The sequence below is a fragment of the Sphingomonas sp. PR090111-T3T-6A genome, from assembly GCF_000383095.1.
Lineage (GTDB): Bacteria > Pseudomonadota > Alphaproteobacteria > Sphingomonadales > Sphingomonadaceae > Solisphingomonas.
Map to the genome: position 1 here is coordinate 43,313 of NZ_AORL01000021.1, position 25,991 is coordinate 69,303.

General features: G+C 66.0%; 25 protein-coding genes and 1 tRNA gene. 13 read left to right on the forward strand and 13 right to left on the reverse strand.

Annotation, left to right across the window (positions count from 1 at the left end; genetic code table 11):
• Nucleotides 1-184: 184 nt before the first annotated feature.
• Complete coding sequence (locus ST3T6A_RS0110335; protein WP_019832844.1) at nt 185-1,048, reverse strand: N-formylglutamate amidohydrolase; 864 nt, start codon at nt 1,046-1,048, stop codon at nt 185-187.
• Between the two features lie 171 nt (nt 1,049-1,219).
• On the opposite strand from ST3T6A_RS0110335, the gene cpdR reads away from it, so the two are divergent.
• Together cpdR and ST3T6A_RS0110345 are read left to right on the forward strand one after the other, a co-directional pair.
• Entirely contained in the window at nt 1,220-1,597 is a 378-nt protein-coding gene (gene cpdR, locus ST3T6A_RS0110340) for a cell cycle two-component system response regulator CpdR (RefSeq protein WP_026359598.1), read from the forward strand.
• A gap of 77 nt (nt 1,598-1,674) precedes the next feature.
• Nucleotides 1,675-1,749 (forward strand) — tRNA-Val (locus ST3T6A_RS0110345).
• A gap of 109 nt (nt 1,750-1,858) precedes the next feature.
• Here the strand turns inward: ST3T6A_RS0110345 and ST3T6A_RS0110350 are convergent.
• From ST3T6A_RS0110350 to ST3T6A_RS0110395, 10 genes are all read right to left on the reverse strand, one after another.
• Complete coding sequence (locus ST3T6A_RS0110350; protein ID WP_019832846.1) at nt 1,859-2,401, reverse strand: methylated-DNA--[protein]-cysteine S-methyltransferase; 543 nt, start codon at nt 2,399-2,401, stop codon at nt 1,859-1,861.
• A 155-nt stretch (nt 2,402-2,556) separates the two neighbouring features.
• Entirely contained in the window at nt 2,557-3,303 is a 747-nt protein-coding gene (locus tag ST3T6A_RS0110355; protein ID WP_019832847.1) for a 2OG-Fe(II) oxygenase, read from the reverse strand.
• Nucleotides 3,300-3,854 carry a methylated-DNA--[protein]-cysteine S-methyltransferase gene (locus tag ST3T6A_RS0110360; protein ID WP_019832848.1) on the reverse strand — a complete coding sequence of 185 codons (555 nt, stop codon included), beginning with the start codon at nt 3,852-3,854 and terminating at the stop codon, nt 3,300-3,302. Before ST3T6A_RS0110360 ends, ST3T6A_RS0110355 begins: the two co-directional genes overlap by 4 nt.
• A gap of 125 nt (nt 3,855-3,979) precedes the next feature.
• On the reverse strand, nt 3,980-4,630 hold the full coding sequence (gene alkB / locus ST3T6A_RS0110365; protein WP_019832849.1) for a DNA oxidative demethylase AlkB: 651 nt from the start codon (nt 4,628-4,630) through the stop codon (nt 3,980-3,982).
• 147 nt (nt 4,631-4,777) lie between these two features.
• Nucleotides 4,778-6,760, reverse strand: a complete 1,983-nt coding sequence (locus tag ST3T6A_RS0110370; RefSeq protein WP_019832850.1) for a hypothetical protein — start codon at nt 6,758-6,760, stop codon at nt 4,778-4,780.
• A 134-nt stretch (nt 6,761-6,894) separates the two neighbouring features.
• The gene (locus tag ST3T6A_RS19855; RefSeq protein ID WP_162140526.1) at nt 6,895-7,485 is read right to left on the reverse strand and encodes a c-type cytochrome; all 591 of its coding nucleotides are present in this window, start codon (nt 7,483-7,485) and stop codon (nt 6,895-6,897) included.
• A 62-nt stretch (nt 7,486-7,547) separates the two neighbouring features.
• The gene (locus ST3T6A_RS0110380) at nt 7,548-8,489 is read right to left on the reverse strand and encodes a fumarylacetoacetate hydrolase family protein (RefSeq protein WP_019832852.1); all 942 of its coding nucleotides are present in this window, start codon (nt 8,487-8,489) and stop codon (nt 7,548-7,550) included.
• A gap of 13 nt (nt 8,490-8,502) precedes the next feature.
• The gene (locus ST3T6A_RS0110385; RefSeq protein WP_019832853.1) at nt 8,503-8,958 is read right to left on the reverse strand and encodes a GlcG/HbpS family heme-binding protein; all 456 of its coding nucleotides are present in this window, start codon (nt 8,956-8,958) and stop codon (nt 8,503-8,505) included.
• A gap of 4 nt (nt 8,959-8,962) precedes the next feature.
• A complete protein-coding gene (locus tag ST3T6A_RS0110390; RefSeq protein WP_019832854.1) occupies nt 8,963-10,183 on the reverse strand; it encodes an MFS transporter in 1,221 nt (406 codons plus the stop codon).
• Nucleotides 10,183-11,442 (reverse strand): acetamidase/formamidase family protein, encoded by a 1,260-nt coding sequence (locus tag ST3T6A_RS0110395; protein ID WP_019832855.1) that lies wholly within the window; start codon nt 11,440-11,442, stop codon nt 10,183-10,185. The genes ST3T6A_RS0110390 and ST3T6A_RS0110395 overlap by 1 nt, the downstream gene beginning before the upstream one ends.
• A gap of 226 nt (nt 11,443-11,668) precedes the next feature.
• Here ST3T6A_RS0110395 and ST3T6A_RS0110400 point away from each other — a divergent pair, with 226 nt between their 5' ends.
• Complete coding sequence (locus ST3T6A_RS0110400) at nt 11,669-12,274, forward strand: glutathione S-transferase family protein (protein ID WP_019832856.1); 606 nt, start codon at nt 11,669-11,671, stop codon at nt 12,272-12,274.
• On the opposite strand, the gene ST3T6A_RS0110405 is transcribed toward ST3T6A_RS0110400, so the two are convergent.
• Nucleotides 12,266-13,384 carry an AraC family transcriptional regulator gene (locus ST3T6A_RS0110405; RefSeq protein WP_235785772.1) on the reverse strand — a complete coding sequence of 373 codons (1,119 nt, stop codon included), beginning with the start codon at nt 13,382-13,384 and terminating at the stop codon, nt 12,266-12,268. The genes ST3T6A_RS0110400 and ST3T6A_RS0110405 overlap by 9 nt on opposite strands.
• A gap of 71 nt (nt 13,385-13,455) precedes the next feature.
• On the opposite strand from ST3T6A_RS0110405, the gene ST3T6A_RS19860 reads away from it, so the two are divergent.
• From ST3T6A_RS19860 to ST3T6A_RS0110450, 9 genes are all read left to right on the forward strand, one after another.
• Nucleotides 13,456-16,344 carry a TonB-dependent receptor domain-containing protein gene (locus ST3T6A_RS19860; protein WP_019832858.1) on the forward strand — a complete coding sequence of 963 codons (2,889 nt, stop codon included), beginning with the start codon at nt 13,456-13,458 and terminating at the stop codon, nt 16,342-16,344.
• Nucleotides 16,341-17,876, forward strand: a complete 1,536-nt coding sequence (locus ST3T6A_RS19865; RefSeq protein WP_202804589.1) for an FAD-dependent monooxygenase — start codon at nt 16,341-16,343, stop codon at nt 17,874-17,876. Before ST3T6A_RS19860 ends, ST3T6A_RS19865 begins: the two co-directional genes overlap by 4 nt.
• A gap of 74 nt (nt 17,877-17,950) precedes the next feature.
• Nucleotides 17,951-18,991, forward strand: coding sequence for an alpha/beta hydrolase family protein (locus ST3T6A_RS19870; protein WP_019832860.1), 1,041 nt, complete (start codon nt 17,951-17,953; stop codon nt 18,989-18,991).
• Nucleotides 18,988-20,040, forward strand: a complete 1,053-nt coding sequence (gene gtdA / locus ST3T6A_RS0110425) for a gentisate 1,2-dioxygenase (RefSeq protein WP_019832861.1) — start codon at nt 18,988-18,990, stop codon at nt 20,038-20,040. The genes ST3T6A_RS19870 and gtdA overlap by 4 nt, the downstream gene beginning before the upstream one ends.
• Before the next feature lie 5 nt (nt 20,041-20,045).
• Complete coding sequence (locus tag ST3T6A_RS0110430; protein WP_019832862.1) at nt 20,046-20,729, forward strand: fumarylacetoacetate hydrolase family protein; 684 nt, start codon at nt 20,046-20,048, stop codon at nt 20,727-20,729.
• Nucleotides 20,726-21,355, forward strand: a complete 630-nt coding sequence (gene maiA, locus ST3T6A_RS0110435; protein ID WP_019832863.1) for a maleylacetoacetate isomerase — start codon at nt 20,726-20,728, stop codon at nt 21,353-21,355. The genes ST3T6A_RS0110430 and maiA overlap by 4 nt, the downstream gene beginning before the upstream one ends.
• A gap of 10 nt (nt 21,356-21,365) precedes the next feature.
• The gene (locus ST3T6A_RS0110440; protein ID WP_019832864.1) at nt 21,366-22,205 is read left to right on the forward strand and encodes a fumarylacetoacetate hydrolase family protein; all 840 of its coding nucleotides are present in this window, start codon (nt 21,366-21,368) and stop codon (nt 22,203-22,205) included.
• 58 nt (nt 22,206-22,263) lie between these two features.
• A complete protein-coding gene (locus ST3T6A_RS19875; RefSeq protein ID WP_019832865.1) occupies nt 22,264-22,956 on the forward strand; it encodes a GntR family transcriptional regulator in 693 nt (230 codons plus the stop codon).
• The gene (locus tag ST3T6A_RS0110450; RefSeq protein ID WP_019832866.1) at nt 22,946-23,941 is read left to right on the forward strand and encodes a bile acid:sodium symporter family protein; all 996 of its coding nucleotides are present in this window, start codon (nt 22,946-22,948) and stop codon (nt 23,939-23,941) included. The genes ST3T6A_RS19875 and ST3T6A_RS0110450 overlap by 11 nt, the downstream gene beginning before the upstream one ends.
• 37 nt (nt 23,942-23,978) lie before the next feature.
• On the opposite strand, the gene ST3T6A_RS0110455 is transcribed toward ST3T6A_RS0110450, so the two are convergent.
• Nucleotides 23,979-25,637 (reverse strand): thiamine pyrophosphate-dependent enzyme, encoded by a 1,659-nt coding sequence (locus ST3T6A_RS0110455; RefSeq protein ID WP_019832867.1) that lies wholly within the window; start codon nt 25,635-25,637, stop codon nt 23,979-23,981.
• A gap of 49 nt (nt 25,638-25,686) precedes the next feature.
• On the opposite strand from ST3T6A_RS0110455, the gene ST3T6A_RS21155 reads away from it, so the two are divergent.
• A complete protein-coding gene (locus ST3T6A_RS21155) occupies nt 25,687-25,989 on the forward strand; it encodes a DUF1330 domain-containing protein (RefSeq protein ID WP_026359601.1) in 303 nt (100 codons plus the stop codon).
• Nucleotides 25,990-25,991: the final 2 nt, after the last annotated feature.

Consider the following 25,991-nt stretch of genomic DNA (forward strand, 5'->3'; position numbering starts at 1 on the left):
TTTTAGTCGAGTCGTGGCTTTTTTGCATCTTTGCGCTTGAAATCGATCCCCCGCGCTCTATTTTTGTGATGCGTGGTCGCGCCCCCCTTCGTGACCGCGCATGACGCGCCTCCGGGCGCGTTCCTCCCTGAACCTTGGCCGCCTCGCGCATCTGCGCGGGGCGGTTTTTTTAATGGTGATCGATCTACTCGGCCGCAAGCGCGAGCCCGCGCGCCTCGTCCTCCAGTGCGGCGGCGATCGCCGTTACCAGCCGTCGGGCTTCGGTGAGGCCGGGGCCGGGCTCCAACTCCAGCGGGTCGAGATAGAGCGAGCGGTCGACCTCGATCTGGATCGCGTGACGTCCCCTGCGCGGCTGGCCATGGCGGTCGAGCGTATGGCCTCCGGCATAGGGATGGTTGCGCGCCACCGTCAGCCCCGCGTCGCGTACCGTGTTCATCACCGCCGCGACGAAGCGCGTGGCGGCCGAGCGGCCATGCCGGTCTCCCACCACCACACGGGGCGAGGGCCCCCGGCCGGCCAATGACGGCATTGAGTGGCAGTCGAGCAGGATCGCGATGCCATGCACTGCCATGGCCTCGTCCATCGCGGCGGCAATCGCCGCGTGATAGGGGCGGTGGACGCCCGCCATCCGGGCCTCCAGCTCCGCCTCGCTGAACGGCTGCTTCCAGACGGCTCCGCCGGCCGCGATGCGGCTCGGCACCACGCCCAGCCCGCCTGCGACCTTGGGTGAGGCGATCAGCATGCCGGGCGAAGGGCGCGTCGTCAGCAGCACCGGATCGATTTCCTGCTCGTCGCGATTGAGATCGACATAGGCGCGGGCGGCCTGCGCCACGATCGCGACGGCGCCGGCCTGCACGGCGTCGGTGACGAGCAGATCGGCATAGCGATCCTCGATCGTCTCCAGAGCGCTCCGCGGCAGGCGGGCGGCTTCCAGCATCGCGGGCGGATAATGCCGCCCGGCGTGCGGGACGGCGATCACCAGCGGGCTGCGTGCGCCCACCTGTCCCAACCTGGCATAGGCGATCAGTTCCGAAGGCTTCATGGCCATGCTATTCTGCTAGGCAGTCGCTGTGCGGTGAGCAATGGTCTGCGCACTCGCCAATAGGTGAGGGGTGGAAGCGAAGGCGAACCCGCCGCGTTATCTGCCCGATGCGTTAGGAGCCGATACGCCCTTTCCGTGGTTGTGCCGCGAAGGGTCATCCGGGGTGTGTGAGAGACGATGATCAGGATATTGCTCGCCGAGGACGACCGCTCAATGCGCGAGTATCTGGCGCGCGCGCTGGAGAGGGTCGGCTATTCCGTCACTGCGGTCGATTGCGGCACGGCGGCGCTGCCGCTGCTGGAGGCGGAACGCTTCGATCTGCTGCTGACCGATATCGTCATGCCCGAGATGGACGGCATCGAACTCGCCCAGCGCGCGGCACGGATGGCGCCGGACATGCGGGTGATGTTCATCACCGGCTTCGCGGCGGTGGCGCTGAAGGGCGGCATCTCGCACCCCAATGCCAAGGTGCTCTCCAAGCCCTTCCACCTGCGCGATCTGGTGCTGGAGGTGGATCGGCTGTTCGGCGTCGGTACGATGGCCGGGGAGCCCTGAAGCGGAGTTATCCCCAAAAAATCGTAACAAGGCGCTTGTCATCCTCCATCATGCTGGCTAGAGGCCCATCCCACGGCGGGCGTGTAGCTCAGTGGTAGAGCACTGTGTTGACATCGCAGGGGTCGCAAGTTCAATCCTTGCCACGCCCACCATGACAAGCCCCGGAAAACGCTCAGTTTTCCGGGGCTTTTTTACGCCCCGTGCAGATCGGGCGCTCAGGCGGATTGTTTCCCACTCTAGGGCAGATGCCCCCTGGTTTTGTCATCCCTCGCGGGCGCCGGGGCGGCTTGAGCCGCTACCTTTGTGCAGGCCCCGTTCGCGCGCAAGAAGGGTGCGCTTGCGCTGGAAACCCCAGCGATATCCGGAAATCGTGCCGTCTTTCTTGATCACGCGGTGACAGGGCACGAGGACGGCGATCGTGTTGCTGGCGATCGCCGTCGTGACGTCGCGCGCGTCCCGGGTGCCGAGCCGCGCGGCCAATGCGCCGTAATTTGTCGTCTCGCCTGCGGGAATCTCGCGCAGCATTCGCCAGACCTTGACCTCGTAGGGCGTGCCTCGCAGGTCGAGCGGCACGTCGGGTTCGTATCCGGGCTCCTCGATGGCGCGGGTGACCTTCATGCGGATCGGCTCGAGCACATCCGGGCGCTCGCTGATGATCGCCTCCGGGAAGCGTGCGCGCAGCGCCGTTTCCATGGCGATCCGATCCTCTCCAAATTCGAGCGCGACGATCCCGAGGCTGGTCGTCGCGATCAGGAAATCGCCGAGGGAACTGGCCCCCCATGCGAAGCAGATCGTCTCTTGCATCGTCGTACTCCCGAAGTCTCGCTCGTCTTCATGGCTTGGCGAGAGATTGGGGGCACTCCGATCCTTGCTTCCAATCGCATTGGTAGAGAGCCGGTGTCGGACGCATCTTCCCACCCAATGATCTCTTGCAAACCGGGGCTTCGACCTGAGCATGCTCAGGGAGCGTCGTGGAAGATGATCCCGACGGCATGGCGCCGGCCAGTGCGCAAGCGGCTTACGCCGTGGCGCATGTTGACGCGGTAGGTGCCTCGAGTTCCCCGAACCGGCCGGTTGTGGACCGCGAAGGCGACGGCATCACCCTGTCGGAGAGGGACCACCTCGACCCGGCTCTGCATCCGGGGGCGCTGTTCGGTGAGCACGAACTCGCCGCCCGTGAAATCATCCCCCGGTTCCGATAGCAGGATCGCGACCTGAATCGGGAAGACAAGCTCGCCATAGAGATCCTGATGCAGGCAGTTATAGTCGCCCGGCCCATATTGCAGCAGCAGCGGCGTCGGGCGTGTCTGCCCAGCCTCGTGGCAGCGTGCCAGATAAGAGGCATGATCGGCCGGATAGCGTTGATCGATCCCCATCTGCCCGTTCCAGCGATTGGCGAGGTCGGCCAGATGCGGATAGATCGCCGTCCGCAATTTGCCCACCAGATCAGGCAGCGGATAGCGGAAATAGCGATACTCGCCCTGGCCGAAACCGTGTCGCCCCATGACGACCCGGCTGCGAAAGTGGCTTTCGTCCGGATAGAGCGCTGCAATCGCGCGGCACTCGTCGACCGAGAGTAGGTTGGGCAGGGTCGCGCAGCCGAAGCCATCCAGCTCTTCCGTGATCGTCCGCCAGTCATAGGCTTCGACCCGAGCCTCCGCGGACACCGCCGCGGAGGCCGGATACGGAAAGGTCCGACCGCTCATGCCGCGGCCTCCTTGCCGACGAGCGAACGCTTGCGCTCGATTCCCCAGCGATAGCCGGCGAGCTCGCCGTCGCTCCGCACGACACGATGGCACGGAACCGCCACCGCGAGCCGGTTCGCGGCACAAGCGCTCGCCACGGCGCGGGCCGAGCCTGGCATCCCGAGACGATCGGCAAGCTCGCTATAGGTAAGGGTCGTGCCGGTCGGGATGGTGAGCAACATCTCCCAAACCCTGCGCTGGAACACCGTCCCGCGCAGATCGAGCGCAAGATGGAGCTTCTTTGCCGGCCGCTCGATGAAGTCGAGGATGTTGGCAAGATCGTCCCTCACCGCATCATCATCCGTGATCAGCCGGGCGTCAGGGAATTCGGCGGCCAGTTCCGCTTCGAGCTTCTGGCGATCCCGCCCGAACTGGATCGAGCACACGCCGGTGGCGCTCCTCGCGACCAGCAATTCGCCCAGCGCGGATGTCGCGATCGAATAGGAGATCTGCTCGGCTGCGGGCGTGGCTGCCCCCGTGGTCGGCACGACGCTGGAAGACATGACGTTCATCGCTGTTACTCCTCTCTGTTTCGTCATGTCGGGAGTACGCCTTGGTCGGATCATCCGAACTCCGGTCCTTGCTCTTGAATCCGGAAGCCCGACAGCAGATCGGCTTCGGTGCCCGAGAGATGCCATCACAGCGCTCTTCGAAAGGTGAGATTGATGCGTTGGCGCCCCAGCGTTTCATGCTCGCCGTCCTTCAGCTCCGCGATCCCATGGAAGCGCAGGCGGGATGGGCCTCCCCAGACGACGACGTCGCCGTGCCTGAGCGCAAACCTGCTCGGCGTATCGCTTCGCTTCGGGCCGCCGAACAGGAATGTCGCCGGCAGACCAAGGGAAACCGAGACGATCGGATGCGCGAAATCGCGCTCGTTGCGATCCTGATGAAGCGACAGGCGCGCACCGGGGACGTAGCGATTGATGAGGCACGCATCCGGCCGGAACGCTGGATAGCCGGCCGCGGCCGCCGCGGCGCTCGCCAGCGCCTCGAAGCAGTGGGGCATGGCGGGCCAGGGCAATCCCGTCTGCGGATCGGTTCCATCGTAGCGATAGCCCGTCCGGTCCGTGATCCATCCGGCCGCGCCGCAATTGGTCATGGCAACCGACATCGCATAGCCGCCGGGCGTCACCATGTGGCGGAAGGGCGAAGCCGTAAGGACGTCGTCAAGCGCTTGGAGCAACTCTCCGTCCTGCGGCTTGGCAAACCCCCGCAGGATGAAGGCGCCTTCCGACATCGTTTCGATCGCCGGTTCGACGATCGGATGCCCCTCGAAGAGATCACGCATCTGAGATCGAGTCCTCCTGCTCAGCCTCTCGACGACCTGAACGGAGATAGGTTCGGCAGGCTGTGTGCGAACTCCGGTTCTTGCTCTGCAATCGAAACAGATCCGCCGACGCCCCGGATCCGGGCGGTACTCGATCCTTGCTGCCCCCTACGGGCGGGGAGACAGTTCGAGCGTCAGCACCTCGAACGGCGCGAGCGCGATCGTGGTCGCGTGATCGGCGGCAAGCGTGGCGGGCGGATTGGCCCCGCCCGACCACATGACCTTGATCGCATAGAGGTTCGGCGCACCTTGCGGCAGTTCCAGCGTGCGGGCGAGATCAAGCAGGAAGGATTGGGGCCTGGCATCCGGGTTGCGCAGGGTGATGATCGACTTTTGCGGGCTCCAGGCAGCCCAGCCGTAGACGTCGAGATGACCTGGATTTCCGCCGATCCAATGGGTGTCCTTCAGGGTGTTGCTGTTGGCGCGCGACCATTTCGCGGCCTCCGCGAGCATGTCCCAGTTCTGCGGAGTCAGGAGCGAAGGCGTGATATAGAGTTCCTGAAGTTCGGTGCCGCTCCCAAAATAGGAATGGACTTCGTTGGCGAAATCGCCCTGAGGATCGCTGTTCAATCCGACGGCATGTTGCGCGTAGATGATGCCGTGCAGCATCAGCGAATTGAGCGGGAAGAGCGGCCCCGCCACGACGTCGTTCTCATAGACCTGCTTGTCGCGATAGGTGATCCAGCGCTCGCGCGGGTTACCGACACCGGCGAAATCATGATCCTCGCCGTCCCGCCAGATCGTATCCGCATAACGGAGCCATGCGGGGGACGGATAAGTGCCCGTGGTGAGGTTGATGAACAGGTCCGGCTTCGTGGCGCGCAGATCGTGGATCAGCGCCAGCGCGGCGTCGAAATCGCTGTTGAACCGGCTACCGGGGATGACCCGGCTGGCGTTGCCGGTGCCGTCGAACTTGAACTGGTTGATGCCCTGTCTGGTGAGAAGATCGAGGGCGACATCATGGAAGCGCTGATAATATTTCGGGCCTGACAGCGCGAAGCCGCCGTCGATCGTCTCATATTCCTTGCCGCCGGCCGCGATGCGCTCCGCCTTCGGACGGCCGTAGCCGCCCCAGGGGGAAAGCCAGATTCCCGGTGCCGCGCCACATTTCGCGGCGGCGTCGCGAAGTGGGACGAACCCGTCCGGGAAGTCCTTGGAGAATTTCCAGCTGCCGCTCCGGTCGTCCCACCCGTCGTCGAACAGGAACGAGTCCAGCCGGGTTCCTCGCTTTTCGGAAAGCTCCCGGCAGAAGATGTTGATCCGCCCGACCGCCTCGTCGGCCGTGTAGGGCGTGAAATATCCGATGTCGTACCAGCTGTTGTAGTGGAGATAGGGGCGGTAGGGGTGCGCCCGCTGATCTTCCACATAGGTCTGGAAATCGCGCCGCAACTGGCCCGGCGCCGTGGTTCCGACAGCGGCGCTGTAGGTTATGGACTTGCCCTTCTCCAGCGGGAGCGCGCGATCGATCCACAGGCGGATCGTCGGATGGTCCACGCCCGTGCTCGCCTTCGAGAGAGGGTTTTCGAACTGGAGATAATCGGGGCCGATCACCACCGGCGATCCATCGACGCGCCCGAAGACCTCGGCGCCCGGCGCCTCGCCCTCGAACAGGTCGATCCGCGGGATCGCCTCATCCTGCTTCAAAGCGGTCACGGTGACTTCGGCGCGCAGATAGGAGGCGTCGGCAACCTGGATCAGCCGCCATTCGACGCGGAAGCGGCCGGCCTTGTCGACAAAGACGGTTTCGAGCTGTGCGCGCTTCTTGCGCTCGGCGAGGCGCGATGCTTCCGGAGCCGGCGCGATCGCGTTGGCTTTTGGTTGGCCCTGCATGACAAGCTCTGCCGGGGTGAGCAGCGTGCCGTCCGCAAGATGAAGCGCGAACGGCGCAGTGAACGCGATGACCCGGTTGTTGGCATGGTCGACCGCACGCATTCCGGACAGATGCCCGTCATTCTGCCAATCGAGGCTGATCACCCGATTTCCGAAGCTGGTCTCGTCGTTCCGGGCCGACGCGGCGGCACCGAGCAGGCCGGTGGCAAGCGCTGCGAGCGCGATCTGTCCGATCGTCCTGGCAAAGGTTCTGATATTCACTCTCGGTTCCCGCCCATCTGCCGTTGCGCAGACCGCTTGCTAGCTCTCCCGGCGGCGGACGCAAATATATCTGCAATCCGTCGATAACGGACGAACCCTCGGGTGGGGCGGGTCATGTCACCCCTGTCGGGTGATCATTTGACGGGCTTGCTTGCCAGCGTGGCCAGATAGTCCGCCAGCGGCCCCGTCAATTCGGGCTTCACGCGCGGAGCGACGATCGACATCAGCTTGCCCCGATGTCCGCGAAGAGGCTCCCAGTTCCTGAGTTCATGTTCGATATAGGCCGGGTCCTGGGCGGCGAGATTGGGAAAGTCCGGCCGAATGCCGGTTCCGTCCGGCCTGTGACAGGCTGCGCAAGCCGGCAGATCGTCCTCGGGGCGGCCGTGAAGGAATATCTGCTTGCCCAAGGCCGCTTCGGCCGGATTTCGCGGCCTGGATGGCTTGCGCCAGAGCTGGGCATACCACGCAGCCACATTGTCCCGATCGGTGTCCGGCAAGGCGCGGGCGATCGGCTCCATGACCGCGCTCACGCGATGGTTGGGGGCGCCGGCCGGCGCCGCGAAGGCGGCGAGCTGCTTCCTCAGATATTCGGGATATTGCTCGTTCAGGGAGGGGACCCCGGGTGCAGCGTCGATGCCCGGGCCCCCATGGCAGGCGGCGCACTTCGCTTCGGCGACCTGCGAGCCCAGCCGCGGGTCTCCGCCGAGCTGGCGTTCGTCCGCCATATCCCGGGGCGAGCAGGCTGCGAGACCCACGGAAGCCACGAACAGGAGCAGCGCGTTCCGCATCATCCGGCCCTGTAGGTGGGCGGCTGATCGGAGACGACGGGGTTCGAAAGGATGCCCAGCCCGGAAATCTCGACCTCGACCAGATCGTTCGGCCGCATATGGACGAGGCCGGGGGTGGGGAAGGGGCCGTACTGACGCGAAAGGTCGCGCCCCTCGATATCGTCCTGCGCCGGCGGCAGCGCGCCCGGCGTTCCCATCGCGATCATGTCACCGGGCCGGAGGCGATAGCCCTGGGAGAGATAGGCGACCGTCTCAGCGACGCCGACCAGAAGATCGTCCAGGCCGGAACGCTGCCGGACGATGCCGTTGAGGCGGGTCTCGATGCTGTGCTTCGTCGGATCGCCGAACTCGTCGGCCGTCACCATCCATGGCCCATAGCTGCCCGAGCCCTCAAAATTCTTGCCCAGCCCGAATTGCCGGTTGTGCATCTGATATTCGCGGACCGAGCCTTCGTTGACGATCGTGTAGCCGGCGACATGCTCCAGCGCCCGGTCGACCGGGATGTGGCGGCCGGGCTTGCCGATCACCACGCCCAGCTCCCCCTCATAGTCGAAGGCGCGGGCAACCGATTCCGGTGGCGCGAGGATGGGCTCGCCGCTGCCGACATAGGATGCCGCCGTCCGGAGAAAGAGATGGGGGTAATCGAGCGAGGTCGTAAGGCCTGTCTCGGCGATATGGGTTTTGAAGTTGAGCGCGAGCGCCCAGAAGGCGTTCGAGCGGTCGAGGAAGGGCAGGAGGGTGACATCCGCCAGGCTGCGGCCGGGGCCCGCCGCGGCGAGCAGCCCGGCCAGCCTGTCGAGGACGCCGTCCAGTCCGAGCAGGGTCTCGATATCCGCGGGAAGGTCGGGCGCGAGGGCCGCAACCGGATGAAAGCTGATGCCGTCGGCCGACACACCGAGAGAGCGGTCGGTGGTCGTGTCGCGGAACGCCAGGAGACGCATGGTTCGCCTTCCCTCAGTTGCCGGTGGAGCTGACGACAGCGTCGAGCGCCGCGGTGATGACCGCCACGTCGACTGCGGAGGGTGCCCCGCTCGCCCCGATCGCGCCGATCACGCGGCCATCGATCCTGATCGGCAGGGAGCCGATCGCTGGCAGCATCGGAGCGCCGTAGCCGAGCGCGCTGGCATTGCCCCAGACCATCGGATTCTCCCGGTAGCGCTGATCGAGATTGTCGCCGGGCTGGCCGCCGGTCGCGGCGCAGGCGAAAGCCTTTCCGCGGGCGACCTCGACCGTCACGAAGGGGGCACCGTCCATTCGCGCCGAGGCGACGAGATGGCCGGCCGTATCCACCACCGCGAACGACAGGGCGACGCCCCTCCGGTCCGCCTCGGCGATGCCCGCGTCGATGAGCTTCCGCGCCATCTGGCAGCTGACCAGATATTGAACGATGCAGGTGGAATCGGATTCCATGACATTACACTCCATGGGGAAAGGGGGTTGGGCGGGCCGAACGGGCAAGCCCGATTGCGGCCAGCACGCCGAGCAGGGCCAGCATCGCGATCGTGGCGAAGGTCAGGGCGACCGATGCGCCGAGGCCGAGCATGACCCCGACGGCCAGCGGGCCGAGGACCGTGCCGGTTCGGCCGACGCCGAGCGCCCAGCCGATGCCAGTCGAGCGCGCTGACGGGACATAGGTGCCGGCGGAGACCGCGAGGAGCGTGCCGCCCGCCGCCGAGGTGGCGCAGCCTGCGGTGATCGCGAGCACCGCGAAGGCGAAGGGGATCGCCGTAAAGGCGCCCATGAGCGCGATCAGGCAGCCGGCGGCGGCCAGCGTCGCCATCAGTGCGCGCTTGGCGTCTCCGCGCCCGATCATCAATCCGACCGCGAGCGTCCCGATGATGCCGCCACCATTGTTGAGGGCGAGCATCGATGCCGCATGGGGCGCCGCCCAGCCCGCCCGTTGAAGGAGCGCGGGCATCCAGAGGGCGGTGACGACGACGGTCGACCAGGTCATGAAGGATGTGACCCAGAGCAGCAGCGTCGTCGTCCGGATGTCCTTCGCGAAGAGGGCCGTCACCGGTGCCGCGCGCTCCTGCGCCACTTCGCGCGATTCCGGGAAGAGGAGGGCGACGGCCGCCAGCACCGGCAATGGCGCCGCGGCGCCGATCAGGAAGATCGCATGCCAGCCGTGGACCGGCAGCAGTTGCCCCGTGGCGAAGGCGCCGACCATGCCGCCCAGCGGAACGGCGGCCCACAGCATCGTCACCGCGCGTGCGCGACGTTCCTCCGGCGTGAACTCCCCGACCAGGCTCACGAAATTCGGGCTGGCCCCACCGAGTCCCAGCCCGGTTACGACCCGGCTGAGCAGCAGGGCCGGAAGCGAGCCCGAAAGCGCCGTGGCGAGAGTGCCGAGGGCGAAGAGGGCCGTTGTCAGCAGAAGCATCTTCTTGCGGCCGAGCCGGTCACCCAATGCCCCGAAGAGGAAGGCGCCGATGAGGAAGCCTATCTGCGATGCTCCGAGGACGGACCCCATCGCGTCGGGCTTGAGGCCGAGCTGGCTGGCGATCGCGGGGATCGCCGGCCCGATCGCCTGGGTGTCGAAGCCGTCGAGAAACGCCACGATGGCGCATCCGAAGACGACGCGGCGCGCAAGCGCCGCGCGCGCGGCGTCGATGGGCTCATAGGAGGTCATCATCAGGCGCCCGGACGGAGCGACCGCGAAATCTGCGCGAGCCGAGCGGCGTCGAAAATCGCCTTGGGCAGCACGCCATGGACCGCCTTGCGCGGGGAGCTTGTATACACGCTGCCCGTCTGGTTGGCGTATTGCGTGATCCGGAAGCTGCCGGCGATGCTGGCCAGCGCATAGACGTCCTGCCCGGTGAGGCCGGTCGCTCCCGAAAGCCAGCCGATCATCTGGCGGATGGACGCCGCAAGCGCCTGATCGACCGTATCGCCGTAAGCCAGCACGATCCATGAATCATGCGTCTCGGCGACCGGGGTCGCGATCGGCACCTTCTTGTGCAGGATATATTGGATGCGCAGATCCTCCATCGCGGTTTCGATGGCGGTCTGGTCGACGACGCCGTCGCCCTGCGCGGCATGGCTGTCGCCGGTCCACAACCGTCCACCCGCGACTTCGACGCCGAGGAACAGCGAGGTGCCTTCTGTCAGATCCCGGAGCGAGATATTGCCGCCATAGCGGCCGCTGAGGATGCCGCTCACCGGCTTGTCGCCGGCGGGCTGCACGGCCATGACCGCCTGGATCGGGGAGAGCGGAATCCGCACGCCTTCGGCGAAATCCGCATAGCGGCGCTCGGCGTCCATCCTGAGATAATGGAGATAGGGCTGATCGAACGCATCCGGAAGCGCGCCCATGCCTCTGGGCGTGGAGTTCCATCCCCACGCGATCGGCTTCAGGCGGACCATCCTGCATTCGATGACGTCACCGGGCTCGGCGCCCTTCACCGCGACGGGCCCCACGAGCGAATAGGGGCCCGCGGGATAGCGCTTACGAATGCTCTCCCGTTCGGCGAACGCCATGCCGAACTTCGCTTCGTTCGCCCAGTTCACCCAGGTATTCGGGTAATGGACGATGTCGCCGCTTTCGATCTCGAGGACCACAGGCGTCGCGGGGTCCATCGCGCCGATCTTCACCGTCTGCGGCGTCGAGGGGAGCTCATGGAGGCGCCCGGCGGGAAGCGCGGCCATGGTCCGGCCCGCCGCGTGGGCAAGGGCAGGCGAGGCGCCGCCGCGCACGAACATCGCGGCCCCCGCGCTCGCCGCGAGGATGGCACGCCGGCTGATCCCGCGCTGGTCGAGGCAGGCGTCGATCATCTCGCGATCGACGCCATCGATCGCGCCCGCCCGGTCGCGGTTCGCGGATGCTTGGGCCGCGTTCAGATGATGCGGACAGGGATCATGCGCTGGGCAGCAGATGTGGGCCGGTTGCGTCATTCTCATCCTCTCTCCTGCGCGTGGCTTGGATGCCGCGCCGCTTATTGGTCGGTTGCCATCTGTATTGGCCGAAACTCCCCCTCGCGCTGTTATCAAATCATCCGGATTTCGGTCGCGGCAGAACATTCGGACGAGGCGATAAACGGCAGGACTGACCGGCATCAGACGGGGCGGGGGTCTCCTCTAGGTTCGGCCTCGGGCGCTTCCGCGCCGGAGAGGATGTTGCATGCTGAAGATCTGGGGACATCGCGCGGCGCCGAACGTGGCCAAGGTTGTGTGGGCCTGCGGCGAGCTTGGCCTTGAGCATGAGCTGATCCCGGTTGGCGGTCCGCATGGCGGGCTGGACGAGCCGGCCTATCGAAGCCTCAATCCGAACGGACGCATACCGACCCTCGATGACGAGGGGTTCATCCTTTGGGAATCCCATGCGATTCTGCGCTATCTGGCGCGCCGCGAGCAGGCGGCCGGACTCTATCCGGCGGATGCGCGGCAGGCGGCGAAGGTCGATCAATGGCTCGACTGGCAGGCGGCCCATCTGGCCCAAGCCGTGCGCGATCTCGTGCGTCTAACCGTCAAGGCGAGCACGCCGGCCCCTGCGGAGCGGCTCGCCGCCGCCGAGGCGGAAGCCGACGAACTCTTCGGTATCGTCGATGCGGCGCTCGGGACGTCTCCCTATGTCGCCGGCCACGCCTTTACGCTGGCGGACATTCCGATCGGGGTGGCGGTGAGGCGCTGGACGACGCTTCCGGTGAAGCGGGCGTCGCTTCCCCATCTCTCGCGGTGGTTCGGGGAGGTTTGGGCACGTCCGGGAGCAGCGCTCCTGTCAGCCTGACGGGTCTTGGTCGACCAGATGCGTCTGGCGCCGGAATTCGCTCGGTGAAACGGCCATGTGCTGGGCGAAGAAGCGGGTGAAATTGCTGTGCGCGCCGAAGCCGAGCCGATCGGCAAGCTCGACCAGGGGCTCATCGCTTGTGCTGAGATAGCGGGTCGCGGCCTTCATCCGGATATGATCGATATAGTGCTGCGGCGAGGCGCCGACACAGCGCCGGAACTGCTCGAAGAAGCGGGACCGGGAGAGGCCTACCATCGCCGCGATTTCATCGATCCGTGGATTTTCGAACGCATGCTCGTGGATATAGTTGAGGGCCTTGCGGATGCGAAAATCGATGGGTCGGCGGCTCGTGACTCCCGTCCGCTCGACCTCAGGGGCGATATAGGCGCGGATCACGGCGTCGATCAGGTCGAGCAGCAGCGCCTCGCGGTCGGCGACGCTTTCCACGAGATCCCGTGAGATGGCGGCGGCAAGGCGTTCAGCCTGAACGCGGACATTCTCCGTCATCTGCTCGCGCGGTCGCGGGAAGATCAGGCCGGGGCGCAGGCCCTGCGCCTCGATCGCACGATCGATCCAGCCGGTTTCGATGATCAGCGACAGGATCATCGTCGGGCCGGCCTCGTTGGCGAGTTTCAGATGCGGAACCCAGGGATTGAACAGAAGCACAGACCCCTCGTCGAGCGGGAGGTCGTCCGACCCTGAACGGAACATCGTGTCGCCGCCGCCGAGCATGAAGATCATGTTGAACTGCTGATGCGCATGTTCGACGAGGGCCCTGCCGGTGATGTTCACCGTCGCACGGCCGAAATCCCCGGAAACGATCCAGATCGGGGTATGATCGTTCGCCATAGAGATGCTCCTCTCCGCCTGGCGACGTGGCCTCGCCCTGAATTCGACCCTAGCCTGCCTTGCGATCGATTCAATGTTCTCCGCAGGCCCTTCCCCTGCGATGGTTCCGGGCTCCCCGTCGCTTTGCATGCAGATGAGAGGCGGAGGAGACGCCGGAAAACCTGCTTCCGGCGCGTTCCATCGGGCTGGCCTCACGATTTTCGGACGCTTTGATAAGCGGCCGGAGCCTGACGTTATAAGGAAGTTCGCGCCCCCTTCCATAAAGGGCTGAGCCCGAAGCGTCTGCCTGCTGGCGACGTGAAGAGGCCGAAAAAAGAGGGAGAGGGCTGTTCATGTTCCGCATGCAAGTTCGCAATCACCGGATCGAATGTTGCCGCACTTCGGCACTGGCGCTGATCATCGCCTGTGGCGCAACGCCGGCCTTCGCCCAGGATCAGGCCGCGGCGACCGCCCCGGCCAATGAAGTGGCATCGGCCGCCCAGCCGAGCGACCCGACGCCGCGGAACGCCGCTCCGGCGCAGCAGGGCGGCGGAGCCGGACTGGCCGAGATCGTCGTCACCGGCACGCGCGTCGCGCGTCTGGGCTATACGGCGCCCACGCCCACGACCGTGATCGGAACCGCGCAGATCCAGGCGGCTGCGCCCGCGTCGCTCGCCGACTATGTCAATCAGCTCCCTGCGCTCGTCGGCTCGACGACGCCGCGTGTCGCGACCACCGGCGCGTCCGCGACCGTCGGCGCGAACCTCTACAATCTTCGCGCGCTGGGTGCGAACCGTACGCTCGTGCTCCTCGACGGGCACCGCGTTGCGCCGTCGACGCTGACCGGGAATATCGACGTCGGCCTGCTGCCGCAGGCCCTGGTCGAGCGTGTCGACGTCGTGACGGGCGGCGCTTCCGCGGCCTGGGGCTCGGATGCCGTCGCGGGTGTCGTCAACTATGTCCTCAACACCAAGTTCACCGGCATCATGGGGAACATCCAGTCCGGCATCTCGGACGAAGGAGACGCCCGGAGCTTCAAGGCCGAGCTGAGCGTCGGCACCAAGTTCGCCGACGGCCGCGGGCATTTCCTCGTCAGCGGCGAATATCATGACGACGGCTCCGCCGACCCCGTGACCTCGCGCGACTGGTTCAAGAGCTACAAGGTCGTCAACAATCCCGCCTATGCGCCCGGAAACGGGCAGCCGGTCCGGTTGCTGGAGCCCGGCGTCGGCCTCGGCGTGGCGACGAACGGCGGTCTCATCACCTCGCCCGGTCCGCTCGCCAACACCCAGTTCGACGGCAACGGGAAGCCGATGCCCTATAATCCGGGCTTCACCTCGGGCGTGCTGTCCTTTGGCGGCGACGCGCAGGACGTCAGCCAGATCATCCGTCTCGCATCCCCGGTCAGGGGCGGGACCATCTATGCGCGCGGAAGCTACGATCTCACCGACAACATCACCGCTTATGGCGAGTTCGGCTACGCGAACGTCAAGAGCAAGATCTATGCCCGCGTCTATGAGCGCGACGGCAATATCACCATCCGCAACGACAATGCCTATCTCGACCCGGCGATCAGGGCGACGATGGCGGCCAACGGGCTCACCAGCTTCAGTCTCGGCAAGATGTTCCTCGATTGGGGCCCCTCGGTCGGACGCAACGATCGCGAGCAGTTCCGCTATGTCGGTGGCCTGGAAGGGAAGTTCGGCAATGGCTGGAGCTGGGATGTCTACGGCCAGCACGGCAAGACCGACTTCCTGAACGGCGACTACAGCAACAATCCGGTCACGGCCAACTTCAACAATGCGGTCGATGCGGTCGTCAATCCGGCCAACGGCCAGATCGTGTGCCGGTCGACGCTGACCAATCCCGGCAATGGCTGCGTGCCCTACAATGTCTTCGGCACGAACAAGAGCACGCCGCAGGCGCTCGCCTATATCTACGGCCAGTCCTACCAGAACATCACGATCAAGCAGGATGTCGCCTCCGCGTCGCTGCGCGGCGAGCCCTTCTCCACCTGGGCGGGGCCGGTGTCGGTTGCCCTCGGTGGCGAGTGGCGGCGCGAGTCCTATGACGCCACGACAACCGCGCTCGACCAGACCAACGCCTTCTTCCTCGGCAATTTCCGTCCGTCGCAGGGGCATTACAATGTGAAGGAAGGCTTCTTCGAAACCGTGGTGCCGCTGCTGAAGGACAAGCGCTTCTTCCACGAATTCGATTTCAACGGGGCCGTGCGCTACACCGACTACAGCCTGTCGGGCAGCGTCGTCAGCTGGAAGCTCGGCCTGACATGGGATGTCGACAACCAACTTCGCTTCCGTGGTACGCGGTCGAGAGACATCCGCGCGCCCAACCTCGCGGAACTCTTCCAGGCGGGCAACAACCTCAACCAGACGATCAGCGATCCCGTCCTGAACAAGAGCTACAGCGTCCAGCAGTTCGCCGCCGGAAATCCGAACCTCGTGCCCGAGAAGGCCGATACGACGTCGGTCGGCGTCGTCTATCGTCCGAACTGGCTGCCGGGTTTCGCGGCCTCCGTCGACTATTTCAACATCAAGATCGACAAGGCGATCTATTCGAACACGGCGCAGGCCGTGATCAATCTCTGCCAGGGCGGCGATCCGCTGCAATGTTCCTTCATCACGCGCAACGCGGCCAACCAGATCACCCTGATCAAGCTCCTGCCGCTCAATATCGGCGGCGAAGCCACCCGCGGCGTCGATTTCGAGACCAGCTACACCCGCAACGTCTCCGACATCGTGAGCCAGTGGAGCGGCACGCTCAACCTGCGCATGGTCGGCACCTATGTCGCACACCGGACCGTCACGGTCGGCGGCGTGAAAACCGAATATGCCGGGCAGAACGCCAATTTCGACCAGAACTCCCAGGCCGTGCCGAGCTGGCGCTGGCTGGCCTCGGCGACCTATGACTCCGATCATTTCACCGCCTCGGTGACCGAGCGCTTCATCAGCGCGGGCAAGATCAACGTCGCCTGGGTCGAGGGCGTCGATATCGACAAGAACCATGTGCCTGCCGTGTTCTACACGGATCTGTCGCTCGGCTTTAAGATGCCGCACCTCGGCAAGGGGGCGGAAATCTACTTTGCCGTCCAGAACCTGTTCGACCGGGACCCGCCGGTCGCTCCGATCTTTGGCGCGACAGGCTTCCTGAGCACCGGCACCAATGGCTATCTCTACGATGTCATCGGCCGCCAGTTCCGCGGTGGCGTGAGGTTCAAGTTTTGAGCATTCACGCGTCTTCGGCTTCGTCCGCTCCATCCCCTGAGGATGGAGCGGTCCAGGTCCTGATCGTCGGTGCCGGCTCCGCGGGGCTGACACTGGCGATCGACCTGGCCCGTAGGGGCGTGTCGTTTCGCCTGATCGAAAAGGGGCTGGAGCCGTTTGCGGGGTCCCGCGGCAAGGGACTTCAGCCCCGGACGATCGAGATCTTCGAGCAACTGGGGATGATCGACGCCTTCCTGGCTGGCTCGGCCCCGTATCCGCCCATCGCCAATCACGGCATGGAGGACGGGGGCACGCAATATGTTCATAGCGAGCCGGAACCCAGAGCGGGCGAACCCTATTCCGTCTCGCTGATGATCCCGCAATGGCGCACGGAAGCCCTGATGCGAGCGCGCCTTGCGGAACTGGGCGGCCATGTCGAGTTCGGCGTCGAATGCATCGGCCTGATCGAGGCGGATGGTCGCGTCCATGCGCATGTCCGGATCGATGGCGAGGAACGGACCATCGTCTGCGACTGGCTCGTCGGCACGGATGGCGCGCGCAGTTCGGTGCGCAAGCAGCTCGGCATCGGCTATCCGGGCGAGACCGGGACCTTCCGGATGCTGGTCGCCGATCTGCCCGTCGCCAATCTTTCGCACGATGCCTGGCATCGCTGGCCCAAGGCGCCGGGCGGCCAGTTCGCGCTCTGTCCGCTGGTGAAGACCGACAGCTTCCAGCTCTCGGCCGAACTCACCACCGACGAGGAGCCCGACCAGAGCCGGGATGCGATCCAGGCGATGATCCTGGCGCGCACAGGCGATGCCAGGCTCGTCGCCGGTGAGCCGAGCTGGAGTTCGATCTATCGGGTGAATTTCCGTCTGGCGGATGCCTATCGGAGGGGGCGTGCCTTCATCGCGGGCGATGCGGCCCATGCCCATCCGCCAACCGGCGGGCAGGGGCTCAACACGAGCGTGCAGGACAGCTTCAATCTGGGATGGAAGCTGGCAGCCGTGCTGGTCGGTGCCGGCGAGGAATTGCTCGACACCTATGAAACCGAGCGCCGCGACATCGGCGCCGGCGTCCTGCGGATGAGCAAGGGCCTGCTCAGTGCCATGACCGACAAGGCCGACATGCGGCGCGGTCGCGATACGCTGCAGCTGGACCTCAGCTATCGGGCATCGCCGCTGACCCATGAGGATCGCATGGAACCGGGCAAGGTGCGGGCCGGTGACCGTGCGCCCGATGCGGCGATCATCGATCCGGACGGCGCCTCGACACGCCTATTCGATCTCTTCCGCCATCCCGATTTTACGCTGCTTGCGATCGGGGGGCGTGAGGCCGCCGATTGTGCGGGCGTGCGGCTGGTCGAGGTCGACCGCGGCCCCGGATCTTACCGGGACACGGGCGAGCTGGCCGAGAATTACGGCCTTGTCGGAGAGTGCCTCCTGCTTGTCCGTCCCGACGGCTATATCGCGGTCGCTGCCGACGCCGGGCGCATGGATGTCATCGAAGACTGGCTGCGTCGCTGGATCGAACCGATCCGGGTGGTGGCGTGACCGCACGGCATATGCGGTGGGTGGAGACGGCCTCGGGGGCGAATATGAGCGCTCCCGACGGGGAGCGGATTCCGTTGAGCGGCTTGCTCCTCCAGGCGGGCGAGCGGCCGTCCTGCTCGCTCTATCTGTTCGTGCGGCCGGCCGGCGCGTGGCATCTCTTGCCGCTCGAAGACGCGATCAGCTCGCAGGGTATCGACGTGCTCGCCGTCTCGACGCGCTTCGCGCGCAACGAAGCGCTGGCGGTCTTCGAGCGAGCCCTGCTCGACATCGGGGCATGGACCCGCTTCGCACGGGAAACACTGGGCTACCGCTCGATATTCCTGCTCGGGTGGAGCGGCAGCGGGACGCTGTCGGCCTTCTATCAGGAGCAGGCGACCCGGCCGACCATCGCCGACACACCGGATGGCGCCAGGCTTGTGCTGGCCGAGGCGGGGCTCGAACCTGCGGATGGCCTCGTCTTCCTCGGTGCGCACGCCTCGCGGGCACGCATGCTCGCCGACGCGATCGATCCTTCGGTGATGTCCGAGGGCGATCCGGATGGTCGCGATCCCATGCTTGACCTTTATGATCGCCGGGCACCGGCGGCGCCCTTCGATACGGCGTTTCTCACCCGCTATCGCGCGGCGCAGCGGGCCCGGATACGGCGGATCACCGCCTTTGCCCGCCGGCGGATCGGGGAGGGGCGCCTCGACCCCTTCATCATCCCCCGCACGATGGCTGACCCGCATTTCCTCGATACCATGATCGATCCCAACGGCCGCGCTCCGGGCCGCTGCTGGCTGGGCTCGCCACGCGCCATCAACGAAGCGCCTTCGGGCATCGCTCGCGTCTCGACCCCCGAAGCCTGGCTTTCGCAATGGTCCCTCGATGACAGCCGGGTCGATGCGGTCCGGTCGGTCGGCGCGATCGATTGCCCGCTCTTCGTGGTCGAGAACGGCGCCGACGACGCCGTGCCCCAGGCGCATCTGCGCGAAACCTTTGCGGCAGCCCGGTCGAAGGACCGGCAATACGCCGTCATTCCGGGCGCCAGCCACAGTTATGCCGGCCAGCCCGACGCGCTTGCAGCCGTGGCGGGCGCGGTCTGCCGCTGGGCTGAGGAGAGACACGGATCATGATCAGCATTCTGCTCCCCAACGACCAGCGCGAGCAGCTGGACCAACTCTATGCGGCCATGCGCCCCGACAGCCTGACGCCTCTCTGGGAGGTGCTGGCCGCACTGGTTTCGCCCACCCCGAACAGCCCGGCGATCGCCCACCACTGGCGTTTCGGCGACGCGCGACGTCACCTGATGCGGGCAGGAGACCTCATCAGCGCCGAACAGGCCGAACGGCGTGTCCTCATCCTCGAAAATCCCGGCCTGCCGGGAGAATCCGCGATCACGGCAAGCCTCTATGCCGGGCTCCAGATGATCCTCCCCGGCGAGGTGGCTCCGGCGCATCGGCATACCCAGAGCGCGCTCCGGTTCGTCATGGAAGGCGAGGGGGCCTATACCACGGTCGACGGCGAGCGCGCGGTGATGCGCCCCTTCGATCTCGTGCTCACGCCGTCCTGGCAGTGGCACGATCATGGCAACGAGACCGCCCAGCCGATGATCTGGCTCGACGGTCTCGACATCCCGACCGTCAGGCATTTTGCGGCGAGCTTCGCCGAAAAGACCGACAAGCCGGTCCAGGCCCGCCTTGTCGAGGACGATGACAGCCTGAGCCGTTACGGCCGCAACCTCCGGCCGCTCAGGGGCAGCGTGGCGGATCGCCGTCCGGCCGATCGGCCCCTGTTCCATTATCCTTATGCCGATTGGCGGCGAAGCCTGGCCGACATGGCCGCGGGGATGCCGGACCCTCATCTCGCGCATGCGCTCGAATTCATCAATCCGGCCGATGGCGGTTCCGTGCTGCCGACCATCGCCGCGCAGGTCCAGCTGGTTCCCGCCGGCACGGCCACCCGTCCGCGCCGCGGAAGCGACGGCGCCGTCTATGTCGTGGTGGAGGGGCGTGGCACGGCCCGGATCGACGACCGCGAGATCATCCTCCTGCCACGCGACCTGTTCGTCCTGCCTTCCTGGGCGACGCTGTCGCTCAAGGCCGAAACCGACCTGGTGCTGTTCAGCTACTCCGACCGGGCCGCGCAGGAACGCCTCGAACTCTATCGGGAAGAACGCTTGTGAGCCCTATGATCGAACCCGCCCCCGCGGTTTTCGCCCCGACCAGCGATGGCCGCCAATTCCCCGTTCGCCGCATCTTCTGCGTCGGGCGCAATTATGCCGCGCATGCCCGTGAGATGGGGCGCGACCCGGATCGCGAGCCGCCCTTCTTCTTCACCAAATGGGCCGAGGCCGTCGTCCCGAACGGCTCGATCATCCCCTATCCCCCGGCGACCGCCAACTTCCATTACGAGGCCGAACTGGTCGTGGCGATCGGCACCGGCGGCCGCAATATCCCGGTCGACGATGCGCTCGGCCATGTCTGGGGTTATGCCACCGGCAACGATCTGACGCGGCGGGATCTCCAGCTCGCGGCGCGCGACACGGGGCGCCCGTGGGATAGCGGCAAGAATGTCGAGGCGTCCGCTCCGCTGGGCCTTCTTCACCCCGTCAGTGCCATCGGTCATCCCGCGCGCGGCACGATCCGCCTGCTGGTGAACGAGGAGGTGAAGCAGGATGCCGATCTGGCGGACCTGATCTGGTCTGTGCCCGAAATCATCTCGACGCTTTCGACCCTCTGGACGCTGGAACCGGGAGACCTGATCTTCACGGGCACGCCGGCCGGCGTGGGAGCCGTGGTGACCGGTGACGTCGTGCGGGTCGAAATCGAGGGCCTCACGGCGCTTACCGTCACGATCGGCCCGGCGGCGTGATCCTTCACGGCTATTTCCGGTCCACCGCGAGCTGGCGTGTCCGCATCGTGCTGGGCCTGAAAGGCGTGGCGTTCGACCAGCGCGCACATCATTTGCGGCATGGCGATCAGCGCCGGCCGGCCTTTCTCGCGCTCAATCCGCAGGGCCTGCTTCCGGTGCTCGAGCTGGACGACGGCACGGCGCTCACCCAGTCGCTCGCGATCGCGGAATATCTGGATGAAATCCACCCGGAGCCTCCGTTGCTTCCGGCCGACCCGGTGCCGCGCGCGCATGTCCGGGCGATCGCGCAACTGATCGCCTGCGACATCCACCCGATCCAGAATCTGCGCGTGCTCGCCCGTTTGAGAGAGATGGGCCATGACGAGGCGGCGGTCCACCGCTGGGCCGCCGACATCATACGCGACGGGCTCGATGCCTGCGAGCAGATCCTGCGCCGTTCCGACGGACCTTATTGCTTCGGGCCGGCGCCGACGCTCGCCGATGCGGTCCTCATTCCCCAACTGGCCAATGCCCGCCGCTTCGGAGCGGAAGGCGACTGGCCGCGCATCGCGGCAATCGCGGCGCACTGCGCAACCCATCCGGCCTTCATGGCCGCGGACGCCGGCGCGCAGCCGGATGCCGAATAGGAGCCACTCCATGAAGTTCATCAGTTTCCGTTTCGCCGGCCTGGCCCGTTGGGGCGTCCTGCGGGACGACGGAGCCGTCATCGACCTGTCCGGGGCAGGTCTGGGGGCAACCCTTCGCGAGGCGATCGGCGGCGGATTGATCGGTGCGGCGCGGGACCGTGCCGCGAAGTCCGAGCCTCTGTGCCGCTCCGATCAAGTGGAACTGGACAGCCCTCTGCCGGACGCGGGCAAGATCCTCGCGGTCGGCGCGAATTACAGCGATCATGCGGCCGAGATGAACCGGGATGTCGGCGGTGACCCGCAATTCTTCATCCGCCTGCCTTCGAGCCTCGTCCCGCACGGCGCGCCGATCCTGAAGCCCAGGGTATCGGATCATCTCGATTATGAGGGAGAGTTGGCGATCGTGGTCGGCAAGCCCGGACGGCACATCGCCCTGGCGGACGCGCTCGATCATATCGCCGGCTATACCATCTTCAACGACGGGACGATCCGCGACTATCAGCAGGTGTCCCTGCCCGTGGGCAAGAATTTCGACGCGAGCGGATCGATCGGGCCCTGGTTCGTTCCCGCCGATCAGGTGCGGTTTCCGCTCACGCTCGAAACCCGCGTGAACGGCGAGGTCCGCCAGCACAACAATACGGACAACTTCACCTTCGGCCCCGCGCGGCTCATCGAATATGCCTCGCGCTTCACGCGGCTGGAGGCGGGCGACATCATCGCGAGCGGCACGCCCGCAGGTGTCGGCGCGCGCCGCGTGCCGCCGAGCTGGCTCAAGGCCGGCGATGTCCTGGAGGTCGAGATCTCGCAGATCGGCACGCTGCGCCATGAGATCGCCCATGAGCCTGCATGAACCTGTCGGGCGGGAGGTTGCCAAGCCGCCGGCGTTTCGGGCACCGATGCCAGTTGCCATGGAATCCACAGCCACCTCGCCATCGCTGACGCGCAAGGCGGTCGATCATGTGCGTGACCTGATCGTGCGCGGTGAATTGCCGCCGCGTTCCCGCGTGCAGGAGAAGCAGCTTTGCGACATGCTGGGCCTCTCGCGCACGCCCTTGCGCGAGGCGCTCAAGGTTCTCGCGACGGAAAATCTCGTCGAACTGCTGCCGCGCCGTGGCGCGAGGGTCACCGCGCTCGATCCCAAGCGGCTGCGCGAGCAATTCACGGTCATCGCCATGGTCGAGGCGGAGGCCGCGCGTATCCTCTGCCGGTCGGGCACGGCCGAGCAGATCCGCGACCTGCGCGTGATCCATGATGCGCTGAAGTCCGCCTATGTGAGCCACGATCCGGCGCGCTACTATCTTTCGAACGAGCAGTTCCATCGGGCGGTGGTCGTCCAGAGCGGCAACGAGACGCTGGCGGAAATCCATGCCGGGCTGATCGTTCACCTGCATCGCGCCCGGCACTTCGCGCTCACGATGCGCGACGTGAACCTCGAATTTGCGCATGACCATGATGAGATCATCGAAGCCATCGAGCGGCGCGACGCGGATGCCGCGGGGCGCCGGATGACCGAACATCAGGCGGGGGTGGCCGATCATGTTCTCGCGGCCCTCCGGCCAGTTTCGACTTCCGCTGCCAAGGGGGCATGCCATGAAGATTGACGGCTTCGTCCTCGCCATGCTGGGCGCGGTCGCGCTAGCCGTCGCGATGCCGTGGCTCGGGACCCAGGACGGCCCGCTGCATCTCGGCCTCGTGACGACGATCGGCATCGCGTTCGTCTTCTTCCTCCATGGCGCGGCTCTCTCGCCGGCCGCGATGAGGGCCGGCGCTGCGAGCTGGCGCCTCCACCTCGTGGTTCATGGCAGCACCTTCCTGCTGTTTCCGGCGATCGGCGCCATGCTGTTCTTCGGGCTTTCCGGGGTCCTCGCGCCCGAGATACGGCTTGGCATCTTCTATCTCTGCGCCCTGTCGTCGACCATCTCCTCTTCCGTCGCGATGACCGCGATCGGCCGCGGGAACGTGTCGGCGGCGATCTTCGATGCGACGCTCTCCGGGCTGCTCGGCATGGTTCTCACGCCGTTCCTCGTCAGTCTGGTCGCCAAGACCGCGACGGGGCACCTGCCGCTTCTGCCCGCCATCTGGGACGTGATGAAGACGCTGCTCCTGCCCTTTGCGGCGGGGCAGATCATGCGCCCGCTCGTCGGCGGCTTCGTGGCGAGGCGCAAGAGCTGGGCGTCGAAGGCCGATCGCTTCGTCATCCTGCTCATCGTCTATTCCGCCTTCTGTGAATCCACGGCGGCGGGCCTCTGGTCGCATTATGCGCCGACGACGCTCCTCGTCATCGCGCTCCTCGTGCTGGTGCTGCTCGGGAGCGTGATCAGCCTGACCACTTTCGTCAGCCGCCTGCTCGGTTTCAGCCGTGCCGACGAGGTCACGGCCGTGTTCTGCGGGTCCAAGAAAAGCCTGGCGAACGGCGCGCCGATCGCGCGGGTGCTGTTCGGCCAGAACCCCGCACTGGGCATGATCGTGCTGCCGCTGATGATGTATCATCAGGCTCAGCTCATTGTCTGTTCCATGCTGGCGCGCCGCTACGCCGAGAAGGCCGAGCGGGAAGGACAAGGCGTCGAGGCGATCGGCATGGCCTGAACGACGCCGGACTCTCAATGAGCCCGGCGGCTTGTCTTTAAGGCCAGACGCGCTCGCCGGGGCCGGCCTTGCCTCTGACGCGCGGCAGCATGATGAGCGGCCAGGGGCTCGGCATCTCATCGACCGGCACATGGACGAGGGCAGGCTCGTTGGCGGCGATCGCTTCGCGCAAGGTCCGCTCGAGTGCCGCCGGTGTGGTCGCCCGGACCGCGCGGACGCCGAAACTCCGCGCATAGGCCACGAAGTCCGGATTGTGCAGGCTGTCGGCGATGCGGCGGCCGCCATAGGCCTGATCTTGGATGCGCCGGACATTGCCGAAGGCGCCATCGTCAAACAGGACCGTGACGAGCGCGATCCCATGCTTGGCCGCGGTGGCGAGCTCGAACGCCTGATAGCCGAAGCCGCCATCGCCGGCGATCGCCACCACCGGCCGGTCGCCGACCGCGACCTTGGCTCCGAGCGCGGTGCCGAAGCCATAGCCGAGATTGTCCTGCTGGCCGCCCGAGATGAAGGTGCGGGGCAGGGCGGCCTGATAGCCGAGGCGCGCGGCGAAGCCCATCTGGGTGACTTCGTCGACGAGAATGCCCTCTGGCGGTAAAGCCCGGCGGATCGCGGCGAGATACGCCATTTGCGGCGCGAGACGGCCAAGCTCTTCGGCCATCCATCCGCGTTCGGCCGCCAGATCGCGGTGAGGACGCGGAGAAAGGTGACGGGGAAGGGCGTTGGCGAGAGCGTCCAGGGCAGCCTGAGCGTCCGCGACGATCGAGCAGTCCGGATTGCGGAACCGCCCGGGCTCTTCCGGATCGATGTCGATCCGGATGATCTTCAGTTCCTCATCTACCCCCCAGACGCTTTGCTGGGTATGAAGCCGGGTTCCGACCGCGAGCACCACGTCCGCATCCCGCCAGAGCCTGTGCGCCAGCGGGAGATTGACCGAAAGCGGATGTGTGCCCGGGAGCACGCCATGGCCCCGCCGATAACAGCCGACCGGAGCCTGCAGCATCTCGGCGACCCGGATAAGCGACTGGCTCGCATCCTGCGCGCCGCCGCCGACCATGATGAGCGGGCGTTTCGCGGTCCCCAGCAGGCGCGCCGCCTGCTCGATCGCGTCGCTGTCGACCTCGGGCTGGAGAAGCGGGAGGGGCGCCGCGGCCTTGCCCGGGCCGCGGGTTGGCCAGACGTCGATGGCGCATTCGAGAGCGACGGGGCCGGGACGGCCCGACCGGGCCAACTGGAGCGCGGAGGCGAGCCTGGCGCCGGCATCCGCGGGTCCGCCGATCCGCTGCGCGTCCTTGGTCAGATGGCGCAGGAGGCCCAGTTGGTCGCGGATTTCGTGAAGATGGCCATGTCCCCGTTCCATCGCGTTCGAGGGGATTTGCCCTGCCAGCGCCAGAACCGGCGCCTGCATCCCATAAGCGGTGAGAAGGGCGGCCGACGCGTTGAGGATGCCCGGCCCCGGCACGGCCGCGAAAGCCTGAGGCCGGCCCGTCGCGAGCGCCGCGCCGAGCGCCATGTAGCCCGTCGTCTGCTCATGCCGTGCGTGGATCGTCCGGATGCGGCCGCGCGCGACGTAGAGCGCATCGAACAACGCATCATTGTGGATGCCGGGAACGCCAAACAGCAGATCGATCCCATGCGCGACGAGCGTCTCGACCGTCAGTTCCGCCGTGTTTCTTGCTGCAAATTCTCGTGACACTGGCATCCTCATTATCTAATAATGAATCAAGCAAACCGGAGTAAAAATGATGAAACCAGCATATTGGATTGCCAGATCGAGAATAATTGATCCGGAGAAATATTTTGAATACGTAAGAAAGGCTGGCCCTGCATCGCAGCAATATGGGTCAAGGATACTTTCGCGGGGTGGGCGCTTTGAGATCCTCGAAGGATCGAGGGAGTTTGAACGCTTCGTGCTCGTCCAATATCCTTCGTTCGATGCGGCCATGGAGTTCTATCATTCGCAGGCCTATCAGGAGGCGGCGGCTTTCCGTCTGGCCGGTGCGGGGATCAACGAGCTGGTGATCGTCGAGGGCGAGGACAGCGGTTGACC